Raw genomic sequence first — 14864 nt, forward strand, 5'->3', positions numbered from 1 at the left:
CTTCGTGTGCAGCACCTTCGTGATCGCGGAGGTCAGCGTCGTCTTCCCGTGATCGATGTGCCCAATCGTCCCTATGTTCACGTGCGGCTTCGACCGATCGAATTTCGCCTTGGCCATGACTCTCTCTCCTGTGGCGGGCTAGCGGGAACCGGCCCGAGGAGCGCCCTTGCCGGCAACCTTCGCCATGATCTCTTCGGCGATGTTCCGGGGGACTTCCTCGTAGCGGGCGAACTGCATGGTGTAGGTGGCCCGCCCCTGTGTCATCGAGCGGACGTCGGTAGCGTATCCGAACATCTGGCCCAGCGGGACGTTGGCGCGGATGACGTGGGCGTTGCCCCGGCTGTCCATGCTGACGATGCGCCCGCGGCGGCTGTTGAGATCGCCGACGACGGCACCCTGGTACTCCGAGGGCGCGACGACCTCGACGTCCATCACGGGCTCGAGCAGCACGGGCTTGGCCTTGCGGCAGCCCTCCTTGAAGCCCATGGACGCGGCGATCTTGAAGGCCATCTCGTTCGAGTCGACCTCGTGGTAGCTGCCGTCGGTCAGCGACACCTTGATGTCGACCACGGGGTAGCCGGCGAGCACACCTGTCTCGGCTGCTTCCCTGATGCCCTTCTCGACCGCGGGCACGTACTCGCGCGGGATGGCGGGGCCCTTGAGCTTGTTCTCGAAGACGACGCCTTCACCCGGCTCGGAGGGCTCGACCTCGAGCCAGACGTCGCCGTACTGGCCGCGGCCGCCCGTCTGCCGGACGAAACGCCCCTGCGCTTCGGCCTTCTGGCGGACCGTCTCGCGGTAGGCGACCTGCGGCTTGCCCACGTTGGCGTCGACCTTGAACTCGCGCAGCAGCCTGTCGACGATGATCTCGAGGTGCAACTCGCCCATGCCGTGGATCAGCGTCTGGTTCGTCTCAGGATCCACGTTGACCTTGAAGGTCGGGTCCTCCATGGCGAGGCGCGCGAGCGATTGGCCGAGTTTTTCGTCGTCGGCCTTGGTCTTGGGTTCGATCGCCACGGCGATGACCGGCGCGGGGAAATCCATCGACTCCAGCACGATGGGCTTGTTGGGATCGCACAGCGTGTCGCCAGTGCGCGTGTCCTTGAGCCCGAGCACGGCGGCAATGTCGCCCGCCGAGACCGACTCGATCGCCTCGCGGTCGTTGGCGTGCATCCGCACGAGCCGGCCGATGCGCTCCTTTTTGTCCCGCGTCGAGTTGTAGACGCCGGTGCCGGACTCGAGCGTCCCGGAGTACACGCGGACGAAGGTCGACTGGCCCACGAATGGGTCGTTCATGATCTTGAAGGCCAGCGCGGAAAACGGCGCCTTGCTGTCGGCCGCGCGCGTCTCGTGCTCCTGCGTCTCGGGATTGATCCCGTCCAGCGGCGGGATGTCGAGCGGCGACGGCAGGTAGTCCACGACGGCGTCGAGCATGGGCTGGACGCCCTTGTTCTTGAACGAGGCGCCGCAGATCACCGGGAAGAGCTTCATCGAGATCGTGCCGGCCCGCACAGCGGCCTTGATCTCCTCCGGGCTGGCCTTCTCACCGGCGAGATACTTCTCCATCAGGTGGTCGTCCACCTCGGCCAGCGCCTCGATCATCTTCTCCCGGTACTCGGCGGCCTGCTCCTTCACGTCCGCGGGAATGTCGACGGTCTCGAAAGTCTGCCCGAGGTCCCCGCTGTCGGACCAGATGTAGGCGACCTGCTCGATCAGATTGACCATGCCGCAGAAATTGTCCTCGCGGCCGACCGGGATCTGGATCGGCACCGCGTGGGCGCCCAGGCGGTCCTTCAGCATGGCGAGGCAGCGGTAGTAGTCGGCGCCGACGCGGTCCATCTTGTTGACGTAGACGATGCGCGGCACCTTGTACTTGTCCGCCTGCCGCCACACGGTTTCGGTCTGGGGCTCGACGCCCGACACGGCGTCCAGGATGGCGATCGCGCCGTCCAGGACGCGCAGGGAGCGCTCGACCTCCATGGTGAAGTCCACGTGGCCGGGCGTGTCGATGATGTTGATCCGGCAGTCCCGCCAGAAGGAGGTGGTCGCGGCGGACGTGATGGTGATCCCGCGCTCCTGCTCCTGGACCATCCAGTCCATGGTCGCCGTGCCCTCGTGCACCTCGCCGATCTTGTAGGACCGGCCGGTGTAGTAGAGCACCCGTTCCGTGGTCGTGGTCTTGCCGGCATCGATGTGGGCCATGATGCCGATATTCCGGGTTTTCTCCAGCGGGTACTGCGCTTCCACGACGCTGCCTTCCCCTCTGCTCGGCGCTACTCAAGAGAAGAGGGGGGTCGAGGCTCCGGCCCCCCTCTTCGAATCTCGGTCGCTACCAGCGGTAGTGCGCGAACGCCTTGTTGGCCTCCGCCATCTTGTGAGTGTCTTCGCGCTTCTTCACGGCCGTCCCGCGGTTGTTGGCCGCGTCCAGCAGCTCGCCGGCGAGCCGCTCCGACATGCTCTTCTCCACGCGGCGCCGTGCGGCCCCGATCAGCCAGCGCATGCTGAGCGCCGTCCGTCGGTCCGGGCGCACCTCGACCGGCACCTGGTAGGTCGAGCCGCCTACGCGACGCGACTTGACCTCCACCGAAGGCTTGCAGTTGTCCACGGCCGCCTTGAAGAGCTTGAGCGCGTCCTGCTTGGCCCGGTCCTCCATGGCGCCCATGGCCTCGTACATAATCTTCTCGGCCGTGCTCTTCTTGCCGCCGTACATCATCATGTTGACGAACTTCGCTACGATACGGCTCCCGTACTTGGGATCCGGCAGGATCTCCCGCTTCGCCGCCCCTGCCCGACGCATTTACGCCGCGCTCCCGGCCTTGGGTTGCTTCGCGCCGTACTTCGAGCGGCTCTGCTTCCGCCCGGCGACGCCGGCCGTGTCGAGCGACCCGCGGATGATGTGGTACCGGATGCCCGGCAGGTCCTTCACCCGGCCGCCCCTGATCAGGACGATCGAGTGCTCCTGCAGATTGTGGCCGACGCCCGGGATATAGGACGTGACCTCGAGGCCGTTTGTCAGCCGCACGCGGGCCACCTTGCGCAGGGCGGAGTTCGGCTTCTTGGGCGTGGTGGTGTACACGCGGATGCACACCCCGCGCTTCTGCGGGCAAGCCTCCATGGCTGGCGTCTTGGACTTCTTCCGCACCGCCTCGCGGCCCTGGCGCACCAGCTGATTGATTGTCGGCATATCTCCCCTATGGCTCTGATCGACCCCCCGGGTAGCCTAAGCCCCGGTCAATAGGGCCAAAACTCTAACTTTCTACCTGAAATAGGGGCCCTTGTCAAGTCGCTGACACCTGGCCCCTCCTAGCCTGCCTTGGCAATCTCCTCGCCGCCGTCGCCCTCGGCGGACTCGGCTGCCGCCTCGGCAGGGGCCTCCTGGACGGCCACCGCAGCCTCCTCGCCGCCCTGGCTGAGCACCTCGGCCCGTGTGTAGTGCCCGAGCCCTGTGCCGGCCGGGATCAGCCGGCCGACGATGACGTTCTCCTTGAGGCCGCGCAGGTCGTCCTGCTTGCCGCTGATGGCGGCTTCCGTCAGCACCCGGGTGGTCTCCTGGAACGACGCAGCCGAGATGAAGCTGTCGGTCGAGAGCGACGCCTTGGTGATCCCGAGGAGCACGGGCTTGGCCGTGGCCGGCGGCTTGCCGGCCGCGTTGGCCTTGTCGTTCTCGTCCTGGAAGACGAACTTGTCCACCAGCTCCCCCACCACGAAGTCGGTGCCGCCGACCTCCTCGATGCGAACCCGGCGCAGCATCTGCCGCACGATGATCTCGATGTGCTTGTCGTTGATGGTCACGCCCTGCAGCCGGTAGACCTCCTGCACCTCGTTGACGAGGTAACGCTGCAGCTCCCGGTCGCCCAGGACCGCCAGGTAGTCGTGCGGGTTCGGGGAGCCGTCCATCAGCGTCTCGCCCGCCTTGACCCGGTCGCCCTCGTGGACGGAGATGTGCTTGCCGCGCGGGATCAGGTACTCCTTGGTCTCCCCGTCGTCGGCGCGGATGATGATCTTGCGCATGCCCTTGACGAAGCCGGCGAACTCGACCGCGCCGTCGATCTCGGTAATGACCGCCTGCTCCTTCGGCTTGCGCGCCTCGAAGAGCTCGGCCACCCGCGGCAGACCGCCGGTGATGTCCTTGGTCTTCGTGGTCTCGCGCGGGATCTTCGAGATGATGTCGCCCTGGTGCACCTCCACGCCGTCGGCCACGAGCAGGTGGGCACCCACCGGCAGCATGTAGCGGCCGCGCGTCTCGCCGGCCGACTCGCTGTCGGGCGAGTTGTCCCCGCCGGTCGGCGCCTTGACCGACACCCGGGGCTGGAGCTTGCCCTCCTGGTCCTCAATGATCACGCGCCGTGCCAGTCCCGTGACCTCATCGAACTCCTCCCGGATCGTGACCCCGTCCACTACGTCGCGGTACGTGACCGTGCCGCTGACCTCGGTCAGGATCGGCGTCGTGAACGGATCCCACTCGACGAGCAGCTTGCCGAGAGCCACCTTGCCGTCGTCCTTGATCTTGATGCGCGCGCCCGGCACGACGGGGTACCGCTCCTTCTCACGGCCGCGCTCGTCCACCACGACGATCTCGCCGTTGCGGTTGAGCACAACGATGTCCCCGTCGCGGTTCACGACGGAGCGGATGTTGTGGTACTTCACGATGCCCGCGTGCTTGGCGTCGTGCTTGGAGGCCTCGACCACGCGGCTCGCTGTGCCGCCGATGTGGAAGGTCCGCATGGTCAGCTGGGTGCCCGGCTCGCCGATCGACTGGGCGGCGATGATGCCCACCGCTTCGCCGAACTCGGCCAGGCGGCCCGTGCCCAGGTTGCGCCCGTAGCACATGACGCAGATACCGCGCTTCGACTCGCAGGTCAGCGCCGAGCGGATACGCACGCGCTCGAGGCCCGAGTCTTCGATCCTCTGGGCCAGCTCCTCGGCGATCTCGGTACCCGGCTGGACGATGATCTCGCCCGTGAACGGGTCGCGGATGTCCTCGGCGGCCACGCGCCCCAGCACGCGATCGCGCAGGGACTGGATGATGTCGCCGCCTTCGACCAGCGGCGCCGCTTCGATGTACTTGACCGTGCCGCAGTCGTACTCGGACACGATGACGTCCTGGGAGACGTCGACGAGCCGCCGCGTCAGGTAGCCGGAGTCGGCCGTCTTGAGCGCGGTGTCGGCGAGGCCCTTTCGGGCGCCGTGCGTGGAGGTGAAGTACTCGAGCACGGTCAGGCCTTCGCGGAAGTTGGACGTGATCGGCGTCTCGATGATCTCGCCCGACGGCTTGGCCATGAGGCCGCGCATGCCGGCCAGCTGCCGGATTTGCTGCTTCGAACCGCGGGCGCCCGAGTCGGCCATCATGTAGATGGGGTTGAACTCGCCACCCTGCTCGCCGCCCTCGAGCTCGCGGAACATGGCGTCGGCGATCTGCTCCGTCGTGTGCGCCCAGATGTCGACGACTTTGTTGTAGCGCTCACCGTTGGTGATGACGCCGTCCTGGTACTGCTGCTCGACCTCGTTGACCTGCTTGCGGGCGCGCTCGATCAGCTCGCCCTTCGCCGCGGGAATGTGCATGTCCTGGATGCCGATCGAGAGGCCAGACAGCGTCGCGTAGCGGAAGCCGATGTCCTTCAGGTCGTCGAGGAACGCGACGGTGGCCTCGTTGCCGAGCCGGTTGTAGCAGTCGGCGATGAGCGCGCCGATCTCCTTTTTCTTGAGCTCCTTGTTCACGAAGCGCAGCGGCTCGGGCACCACGTCGTTGAGCAGCGTACGCCCGACCGTCGTCTCGATGACCCCCCCGTTGTATCGCACCCGGATCCGCGCCTGCAGGTCCACGTCCTCGTTGTCGTAGGCGATGCGAACCTCTTCCGGATCGGCGAAGAGCCGCCCCTCGCCCTTGGCCCCCGCCCGCTCCTTGGACAGGTAGTAGATGCCGAAGACCATGTCCTGCGTCGGGATCGCCACTGGGGCGCCGTTCGAGGGCGACAGGATGTTGTTGGCCGAGAGCATCAGCACCTGCGCCTCCATCTGTGCCTCCATGGAGAGCGGCACGTGCACGGCCATCTGGTCGCCGTCGAAGTCGGCGTTGAATGCGGTGCAGACCAGCGGATGGATCTCGATGGCCTTGCCCTCGACCAGGATGGGCTCAAAGGCCTGGATGCCCAATCGGTGGAGCGTCGGCGCGCGGTTCAAGAGCACCGGGTGCTCCGTGATGACTTCCTCGAGGATGTCCCACACTTCCGGCCGCTCCTTCTCCACGAACTTCTTGGCGGCCTTGATGGACGAGGCGATGCCGCGCTCCTCGAGCTTTCGGAGGATGAAGGGCTTGAAGAGCTCGAGCGCCATCTTCTTCGGCAGGCCGCACTGGTGGAGCTTGAGGTACGGACCGACGACGATGACCGAACGGCCGGAGTAGTCCACGCGCTTGCCGAGCAGGTTCTGCCGGAAACGCCCCTGCTTGCCCTTGAGCGTGTCCGACAACGACTTGAGCGGCCGGTTGTTGGGCCCCGTGATAACGCGCCCGCGGCGGCCGTTGTCGAAGAGCGCGTCGACGGCCTCCTGGAGCATGCGCTTCTCGTTGCGGATGATGATCTCCGGCGCCCGTAGCTCCATGAGCCGCTTCAGCCGGTTGTTGCGGTTGATGACGCGGCGGTAGAGGTCGTTGAGGTCCGAGGTCGCGAAGCGGCCACCGTCCAGCGGCACCAGCGGGCGCAGCTCGGGCGGGATCACGGGCAGCACCTCGAGGATCATCCACTCGGGCTGGTTGCCGGACTTGAGGAAGGCCTCGACCACCTTCAGGCGCTTGACGATCTTCTTCCGCTTCTGCACGGAGGTCTCGACACCCATCTGCGTGCGCAGCTCGCGCGCGAGCAGGTCCATGTCTATGGCGCGCAGGAGCTCTCGGATCGCTTCAGCGCCCATGCCGACCGTGAAGGCGTCGTGGCCGTGCTCGTCCTGGAGCTTGCGGGTCTTGTCCACCGCCACCAGGTCCTTCTTCTTCAGCCCCGGCACCTTGCCGGGCTCGAGGACGACGTACTCCTCGAAGTACAGGATCTTCTCGAGCTCGCGCAGCGACATGTCCAACAGCTGGCCGATTCGCGAGGGCAGGCCCTTGAAGAACCACACATGCGAGACGGGCGACGCGAGCTCGATGTGTCCCATGCGCTCGCGGCGCACCCGGGCGCGGGTCACCTCGACGCCGCACTTGTCGCAGATCACGCCGGCGAACTTCATGCGCTTGTACTTGCCGCAGGCGCACTCGTAGTCCTTTGTCGGCCCGAAGATGCGGGCGCAGAACAGCCCGTCGCGCTCGGGCTTGAACGTCCGGTAGTTGATCGTTTCCGGCTTCTTGACCTCGCCGTGCGACCAATCGCGGATCTTCTGCGGCGCGGCCAGCTTGATGCGGATCGCGCCGAAGGTCATGGGCTTCGGGTGCCGATCGAGGATCCCCCACAGGTCCTTCGTGGGCTTCTCGTCCCGAACCAGGCTTCCGAATGTCCGATCCGTCAGCATTCTGGGAATCTCCTTTTGCTAGGTTCGCCTCGTACGGCGGGGCCCCAGCCCCGCGACGCCCTGCGGCTCAGCCGGTCTTCTCCGCTCGCCTCGGACGGCGGGGCCCCAGCCCCGCGACGTCCTGCGGCTCACCCTGTCTTCTCCGCTCGCCTCGGACGGCGGGGCCCCAGCCCCGCGACGTCCTGCGGCTCACACTACAAGCTAGGCCGGCTTCTTGCCGTCCTTGGGCACGAGCTCCACGTCCAGGGCCAGGCTTTGCAGCTCCTTCACGAGCACGTTGAAGGACTCTGGCGTGCCGGGCTCCAGGAAGTTCTCTCCCTTTACGATGGCTTCGTAGATCCGGTTGCGGCCCTCGACGTCGTCCGACTTGACCGTGAGCATCTCCTGTAGCGTGTGGGCCGCGCCGTACGCCTCGAGCGCCCACACCTCCATCTCGCCGAAACGCTGGCCGCCGAACTGCGCCTTGCCCCCCAGCGGCTGCTGGGTGACGAGGGAGTAAGGCCCGATGGACCGCGCGTGCATCTTGTCGTCCACCAAGTGGGCCAGCTTGAGGATGTAGATCTGGCCGACCGTCACCTCCTGGTGGAAGGGCTTGCCGGTGCGCCCGTCGCAAAGGCGCGTCTTGCCGGAAGCGGGAAGACCCGCCTGCGTCAGATGACCGCGGATCTCGCTTTCCGTGGCGCCGTCAAACACCGGGCTCGCGACCCACATCCCGAGGGCCTTGGCCGCCCACCCGAGGTGGGTCTCGAGGATTTGCCCCACGTTCATGCGCGAGGGCACGCCGAGCGGGTTCAGCACGATCTCGACCGGCGTACCGTCGGGCAGGTACGGCATGTCCTCCTCGGGCAGCAACCGGGAGACGACGCCCTTGTTGCCGTGGCGGCCGGCCATCTTGTCGCCGACCGAGAGCTTGCGCTTCACGGCCACATAGACCTTGACCATCTTGATGACGCCGGGCGGCAGGTCGTCGCCGCGGCGCAACCGGCCGACGCGCTCCTCCAGCATACGGTCGAAGAAGGCTATCTGGTCGTCCGCCAGCTCCTCGATGCGCTTGATGGTGTTGGTCAGCCCGTCGTCTTCCTTGATCTTGATCTTCTTCAGCTCGTGCCAGGAGAAGTTCTCCAGCTCGGGCCGGTCGATCTTGTCGCCCTTCTTGGCGATCCGGTCCTTCTTGATGGGGTCGGCGAGGTCCTGCGTCAGCGTCTTGCCCACCAGGATGTTCTTGAGCTTCTGGTCGCGCTCCAGCTCGACCATAGAGATCTCGTCCTGGTAGTCCTTCTCCAGGCCCGCGACCTCCTCTTCTTCGATGGACTTGGCGCGCTCGTCCTTGTCAACGCCGCGACGCGAGAAGACCTTGACGTCCACCACCGTGCCCTCGATGCCCGGGGGCACCGTGAGCGACGTGTCACGCACGTCGCCCGCCTTTTCGCCGAAGATCGCTCGCAACAGCTTCTCCTCGGGCGTCAGCTGTGTCTCGCCTTTCGGCGTGATCTTGCCGACGAGGATGTCGCCGGCCTTGACCTTGGCGCCGATACGCACGATGCCCGAGTCGTCGAGGTCCTTCAGCGCCTCCTCGGAGACGTTCGGGATGTCGCGCGTCACCTCTTCCTTGCCCAGCTTGGTGTCGCGCGCCTGGACTTCGAACTCCTCGATGTGGATGGAGGTGTAGCGGTCGTCCTTGACAAGCCTCTCCGAGACCAGGATCGCGTCCTCGAAGTTGTAGCCGCCCCACGGCATGAAGGCGACGAGCACGTTGCGCCCGAGGGCCAGCTCGCCCTGGTCGGTGCCGGGCCCGTCGGCAATGACATCGCCGGCATGGACCCGGTCGCCCTTCTTCACGATCGGCCGCTGGTTGATGCAGGTGTTCTGGTTCGAGCGGCGGTACTTCGTCAGGTTGTAGATGTCCAGCGGCAGGTCCTGGACGGGGTCGGCCTTCTTGGAGCGCGTCTCGGCGCGCACCACGACGCGATTGGCCGAGACGTACTCGACCACGCCGGGCCGCCGGGCCAGCACGACCGCGCCAGAGTCACGCGCGACGATGTGCTCCATGCCCGTGCCGACATACGGCGCCTCCGGCTGCAGCAAGGGCACCGCCTGGCGCTGCATGTTCGAGCCCATGAGGGCGCGGTTGGCGTCGTCGTTCTCGAGAAACGGCACCATGGCGGCCGCCACCGACACGAGCTGCTTCGGCGACACGTCCATGTAGTTCAGCTCCTCGGGGGAGACCATCTTGTACTCGCCGCTCTTCCTGGCCGACACGCGCTCGCGCACGAAGCGGCTGCGGGCGTCCAGCTCGGCGTTGGCCTGCGCGATGACGAACTGCTCCTCCTCGAGCGCGGACAGGAACACGATCTCGTCCGACACCGCGCCTCCCTGCACCTTCCGGTACGGCGTCTCGATGAAGCCGAACTCGTTGATCCTGGCATACGTCGACAGCGACGAGATGAGGCCGATGTTCGGGCCTTCAGGCGTCTCGATGGGGCAGATGCGCCCGTAGTGCGTCGGGTGGACGTCGCGCACCTCGAAGCCGGCGCGCTCGCGCGAGAGACCACGCGGCCCGAGGGCCGAGAGGCGGCGCTTGTGGGTCAGCTCGGCCAGCGGATTCGTCTGGTCCATGAACTGGCTGAGCTGCGAGGAGCCGAAGAACTCCTTGACCACCGCCGAGACGGGCTTGGCGTTGATCAGGTCGTGGGGCATCAGGTTTGTGATGTCGGAGATCGACATCCGCTCCTTGACGGCCCGCTCCATGCGGGTGAGCCCGACCCGGAATTGGTTCTCCAGCAGCTCGCCCACCGACCGGACGCGGCGGTTGCCGAGGTGGTCGATGTCGTCCGTGGACTTGGTGCCGAGCCGCACCTGGAGGAGGTGGCGGATGACGTACACGACGTCCTCGCCTCGCAGGGTCTTGGCGTTGAGATTGGCGTTGATGCCGAGCTTCTTGTTGATCATGAAGCGGCCCACCCGCGCCAGGTCATAGCGGCGCGGATCCATGAACATCCCGCGGAACAGCGCACGAGCCGACTCCACCGTGGGCGGGTCACCCGGGCGGAGGCGCCGGTAGATCTCGACGAGCGCCTCGTCCGGATTCTTGAAGTGGTCGCGGGCCAACGTCTCGTAGATCGACGCATCCGCCTTCCCTGGCACCATCGTCAGCAGCTTGAGCGCCGAGATCTTGCGCGACATGAGCTGCGCCAGGAGCGTCTGCGTGATCTCCTGGTTAGTCTCGACCAGCACCTCGCCGGTGTCGGCATCGACGACGCGGTCGCCCGTGCGGCGGCCCACCAGCGAGTCGGCCTTGACCGGGATCTTCGTGACTCCCGCCTCCAGGAGCTTCTCGATCAGCTTGGGGTTGAGCGCCTTGCCGCTGGCGACCATCGCTTCGCGATGCCGCGGCGGCTTGACGTCATCGGAGACCTTGACACCGTTGTGGGCCTCGGGGTGCAGCTTGACCCAGGCGGTGCGGTCCTCGAAGCTCAGGACCGCCTCGAGCTCGTAGAACTGCCCGAGGATCTCGGCGTCCGAAAGGACAACGCCCTTCTCGAGGAACGTGAACGCGCGCAGGAAAGCCGTCGCCAGCATCTTGCGGCGGCGGTCCACGCGGACGAAGAGGATGTCGTTGGCGTCGAACTCGAACTCGACCCACGACCCGCGATAGGGGATGACGCGCGCTGAATAGAGCAGCTTGCCCGAGGCGACGGTCTTGCCCTTGTCGTCGTCGAAGAAGACGCCGGCCGAGCGCTGCAGCTGCGACACCACGACGCGCTCGGTGCCGTTGATGATGAAGGTGCCCTTGTCGGTCATCAGCGGCAGCTCGCCCAGGTAGACCTCCTGGCCGCGCTGCTCGCGGATGGTGCGGGTCTTTGCCTCCTTGTCGTGGTCGTAAACCACGAGCCGCAACGTCACCTTGAGCGGGATGGCGAATGTCATCCCGCGGTCGTGGCACTCCTCGACCGTGTACTTCGGATCGCCGAAGTGAAAGCTGTCGAACTCGAGCAGGGCGTTGTCGTTGTAGTCCGCGATGGGGAACACGGACTTGAACACCGCCTGCAACCCCGTCTCCTCGCGGCGATCGGGCGCCACGTCCTTCTGCAGAAACTGCTCGTACGACCGCCTTTGGATCTCGATGAGATTCGGGATCTCAACGATGGACGGAATCTTGCCGAAGTCCTTGCGGATCCGGCGCCCGCACTGGATCGTGCCTGCCATACACCCTCCGCGCCCCGACGGCATCTAGCCGCCGGGTGCTCAACCCCGCCGGACGGGCCGGGGCCACACGTTGGTCGAGGGGGGCGCGCGCCCCCGTTCTATGCTCTCCCGCGCGTGCGGAGGCTACTTCACTTCGACCGTCGCCCCGACCTCCTCGAGCTTCTTCCTCATGTCCGCGGCCTCGGCCTTGGCCACCTTCTCCTTGACCGGCTTGGGCGCGCCGTCGACGAGATCCTTGGCCTCCTTGAGGCCCAGGCCCGTCAGCTCGCGCACGACCTTGATCACCTGGATCTTCTTTTCGCCGGCCGCCATGAGGACGACGTCGAACTCCGTCTTCTCCTCGGCCGCCGCCGCGCCGCCGGCCGCCGCGCCGCCGGCCGCCGGGGTGGCTACCGCCGCCGCCGCCGACACGCCCCACTTTTCCTGCAAAAGCTTCGAAAGCTGGGACGCCTCCAGCAGCGTCAGCGTGTCCAGCTTCTCCGCGATCTCGTCGATGTTCGTCGCCATGTCATCCGCCTCCGTGTGTGGTTGCTACGTCGTGATATGAAAGCCTGTCTCAGGCCGAATCGGCTGCGCCCTTGCCCCGGGCCTCGAGCACGTACACGATCTCCCGGAGCGGCGCCTGCAGTAGGCTCACAAGCTGTGCCATCGGTCCCTGCAGGGCGCCCACGATCTGGCTTCGGAGCTGCTCCCTGGACGGAAGGTCCGCCAGGGCCTTGAGCTCCGCCGGCTGAACGACCTTGCCGTCCACGAGCCCGAGCTTGATCTGCAGCCGCGGGTTGGTCTTGACAAACGCCTGCAGCGCCTTCGCCACCGCCACCGGGTCCTGCTTCGTGAACACGAGTCCCGTCGGACCCTTGAGGTGCACGCCGAGCGCGTCGAGGGCCGAGCCCTTGACGGCGAGGCGGGCCAAGCGGTTCTTGACCACCTTGTACTCCGCCGCGGCGCCCTTGAGCTGCTTGCGCAGGTCCGACAGCTGCTGGACGCTGAGCCCGCGATACTCGGTCAGCACCACGGTCTTGGCGGTGCCCAGCCGCTCCTTCAGGGCATCGACGCTCTCCACTTTCGCTTGAGTCGGCACGTCCCCGCTCCTTGTCCGGCTAGATCTGTTTCTTGAACTGGTTTGCGACCCGCTGGGCGTCCACCGGGATGCCAGGCCCCATGGTCGTGGACAGCGTCAGCGAGCGCAGGTACACGCCCTTTGACGCCGCCGGCTTGGCCTTGACGATGGCTTCCAGCAGCGCCATCGCATTGGCAACGAGGCTCTCCTGCGGGAATGACTTCCTGCCCACCTGCACGTGGACGTTGCCGGCCTTGTCCGCGCGAAATTCGACCTTGCCCGCTTTGACCTCCCGCACGGCGCGGCCCACGTCGAACGTCACGGTGCCCATCTTCGGGTTCGGCATGAGCCCGCGCGGGCCCAGCACCTTGCCGAGCCGGCCGACCTGCCCCATGAGGTCGGGCGTCGCGATGGTCGAGTCGAAGTCCATGAAGCCGCCCTGGATCTTCTCGACCAGGTCCTCGGCGCCCACCACGTCGGCCCCGGCCTCGCGCGCCTCGCGCTCCTTCTCACCCTTCGCGAACACGGCCACGCGCACCGTCTTGCCGATGCCGTGCGGCAGCACGATGGCGCCGCGGACCATCTGGTCGGCGTGCTTGGGGTCGACCCCGAGCCGGAGCGACAGATCGACGCTCTCGTCGAACTTCGCCGGGGGCGCCTTCTTCACGATGTCCATCGCCTCCTCGACCGAGTACGTCTTCGCCCGATCGATCAGCGCCTCTGTCGCCTTCAGCCGCTTCGTCATCACTGGCATCAGTCTTGGTCTCCGATTTCGATCATTTCACCGCTCGTGATCGTCTCAGCCCTCGGCTCGCGCCTCCGGCGCTCACCTCGAACTGCCACGCTCTCGTGCCTCCTGCAACTCGGCCGCGTCTCATCTCGCACTACACGACATCGATGCCCATGCTGCGGGCCGTGCCTTCGACCGTGCGCATGGCGGACTCGATCGAGTCCGTGTTGAGGTCCACCAGCTTGGTCTGGGCGATCTCGCGGACCTGGGCGCGCGTGACCTTGCCGATCTTGTCCTTGTGCGGCACGGCCGAGGCCTTGGCGATGCCCGCCGCCCGCTTGAGCAGCACCGCCGCCGGGGGCGTCTTCACCACGAAGGTGAAGGACCGGTCCTGGTAGATCGTCACCACGACGGGCAGGATCAGCCCCTCCTGGGACCCGGTCTGGGCGTTGAAGCCCTTGCAGAATTCCATGATGTTGACCCCGTGCTGGCCGAGCGCGGGACCCACCGGCGGCGAAGGGTTGGCCTTACCCGCCGGGATCTGCAGCTTCACCATCGCCTGAACTTTCTTCGCCATGGATCAGAGCCTCTCCACCTGGTAGTACTCGAGCTCGACCGGTGTCATCCGCCCGAAGATCGCCACCATCACCTTGAGCTTCCCGCGCTCCGGGTTGAGATCGTCGATCGAGCCCTGGAAGTTCACGAACGGCCCCTCGATGACCCGCACCTTGTCCCCCTTTTGGAAGGTGGACTTGAGCTTGGGCTTCTCGGCGCCTTCCTCCATCTGCTTCAGAATGCCGTCGACCTCCTCCGCCGGCAGCGCCACGGGCTTGGCGCCCGACCCCACGAATCCGGTCACCTTGGGCGTCGAGCGCACCAAGTGCCAGGTGTCGTCGGTCAGCTCCATCTCCACGAGCAGGTAACCCGGGAAGAACTTCTGCTCGGTCTCGATCTTCTTGCTCTTCCGGATCTCACGAACCTTCTCGGTCGGGACGATGACCCGCCCGAACAGGTCCTGAAGGTTGAAGATCTTCGCCCGCGATTCGATTGCCGCCGCCACCTTGTTCTCGAAACCCGAGTAGGTGTGGACGACGAACCACTGCTTCGCCGACGTGCTGGTCTCGCTCATGCCCGAATGACCCCCGTGCTTTGAACTAACCCCACCGAAGGACCCGCTCCACGATCCACGAGAGCCCCATGTCCACGGCCGCCAGGAACACGGCCAGCACCACCACCACCGCGAGGACCACGACGGTCGAGTTGACGACTTCGGCCCTGTTGGGCCAACTCACCCGCCGGAACTCGCCCGCCACCTCGTGGACGAACTGCTTGACGCGCTCGAAGAATCCCATGACCTCTCACTGGTTC

General features: G+C 66.2%; 12 protein-coding genes. All 12 read right to left on the bottom strand.

Translation table 11 applies throughout. The features are described 5' to 3' along the window. A partial coding sequence (locus VGV06_09560) for a GTP-binding protein (protein HEV2055406.1) occupies positions 1-117 on the bottom strand: 117 nt, incomplete at its 3' end. Positions 118-138: 21 nt separating this feature from the next. Beyond that, positions 139-2247, bottom strand: a complete 2109-nt coding sequence (fusA, locus tag VGV06_09565) for an elongation factor G (protein ID HEV2055407.1) — start codon at positions 2245-2247, stop codon at positions 139-141. 82 nt (positions 2248-2329) lie between these two features. Further along, entirely contained in the window at positions 2330-2797 is a 468-nt protein-coding gene (gene rpsG, locus VGV06_09570; GenBank protein ID HEV2055408.1) for a 30S ribosomal protein S7, read from the bottom strand. After that, positions 2798-3184 carry a 30S ribosomal protein S12 gene (gene rpsL, locus VGV06_09575; GenBank protein ID HEV2055409.1) on the bottom strand — a complete coding sequence of 129 codons (387 nt, stop codon included), beginning with the start codon at positions 3182-3184 and terminating at the stop codon, positions 2798-2800. A 119-nt stretch (positions 3185-3303) separates the two neighbouring features. Further along, positions 3304-7410 (bottom strand): DNA-directed RNA polymerase subunit beta', encoded by a 4107-nt coding sequence (gene rpoC / locus VGV06_09580; protein ID HEV2055410.1) that lies wholly within the window; start codon positions 7408-7410, stop codon positions 3304-3306. 291 nt (positions 7411-7701) lie between these two features. Then, positions 7702-11706, bottom strand: coding sequence for a DNA-directed RNA polymerase subunit beta (gene rpoB / locus VGV06_09585; GenBank protein ID HEV2055411.1), 4005 nt, complete (start codon positions 11704-11706; stop codon positions 7702-7704). A gap of 123 nt (positions 11707-11829) precedes the next feature. Then, the gene (gene rplL, locus VGV06_09590; GenBank protein ID HEV2055412.1) at positions 11830-12213 is read right to left on the bottom strand and encodes a 50S ribosomal protein L7/L12; all 384 of its coding nucleotides are present in this window, start codon (positions 12211-12213) and stop codon (positions 11830-11832) included. A 49-nt stretch (positions 12214-12262) separates the two neighbouring features. After that, positions 12263-12787: a 50S ribosomal protein L10 gene (rplJ, locus tag VGV06_09595; protein ID HEV2055413.1), complete on the bottom strand. Its 525-nt coding sequence runs from the start codon at positions 12785-12787 to the stop codon at positions 12263-12265. Between the two features lie 19 nt (positions 12788-12806). After that, complete coding sequence (rplA, locus tag VGV06_09600; GenBank protein HEV2055414.1) at positions 12807-13520, bottom strand: 50S ribosomal protein L1; 714 nt, start codon at positions 13518-13520, stop codon at positions 12807-12809. A 130-nt stretch (positions 13521-13650) separates the two neighbouring features. Then, entirely contained in the window at positions 13651-14073 is a 423-nt protein-coding gene (gene rplK, locus VGV06_09605) for a 50S ribosomal protein L11 (protein HEV2055415.1), read from the bottom strand. 3 nt (positions 14074-14076) lie between these two features. After that, positions 14077-14625, bottom strand: coding sequence for a transcription termination/antitermination protein NusG (gene nusG / locus VGV06_09610; GenBank protein ID HEV2055416.1), 549 nt, complete (start codon positions 14623-14625; stop codon positions 14077-14079). 25 nt (positions 14626-14650) lie between these two features. Then, positions 14651-14848: a preprotein translocase subunit SecE gene (gene secE, locus VGV06_09615; protein HEV2055417.1), complete on the bottom strand. Its 198-nt coding sequence runs from the start codon at positions 14846-14848 to the stop codon at positions 14651-14653. Positions 14849-14864 lie beyond the last annotated feature (16 nt).

This window comes from Candidatus Methylomirabilota bacterium (genome assembly GCA_035936835.1).
Taxonomy (GTDB): Bacteria; Methylomirabilota; Methylomirabilia; order Rokubacteriales; family CSP1-6; genus AR37.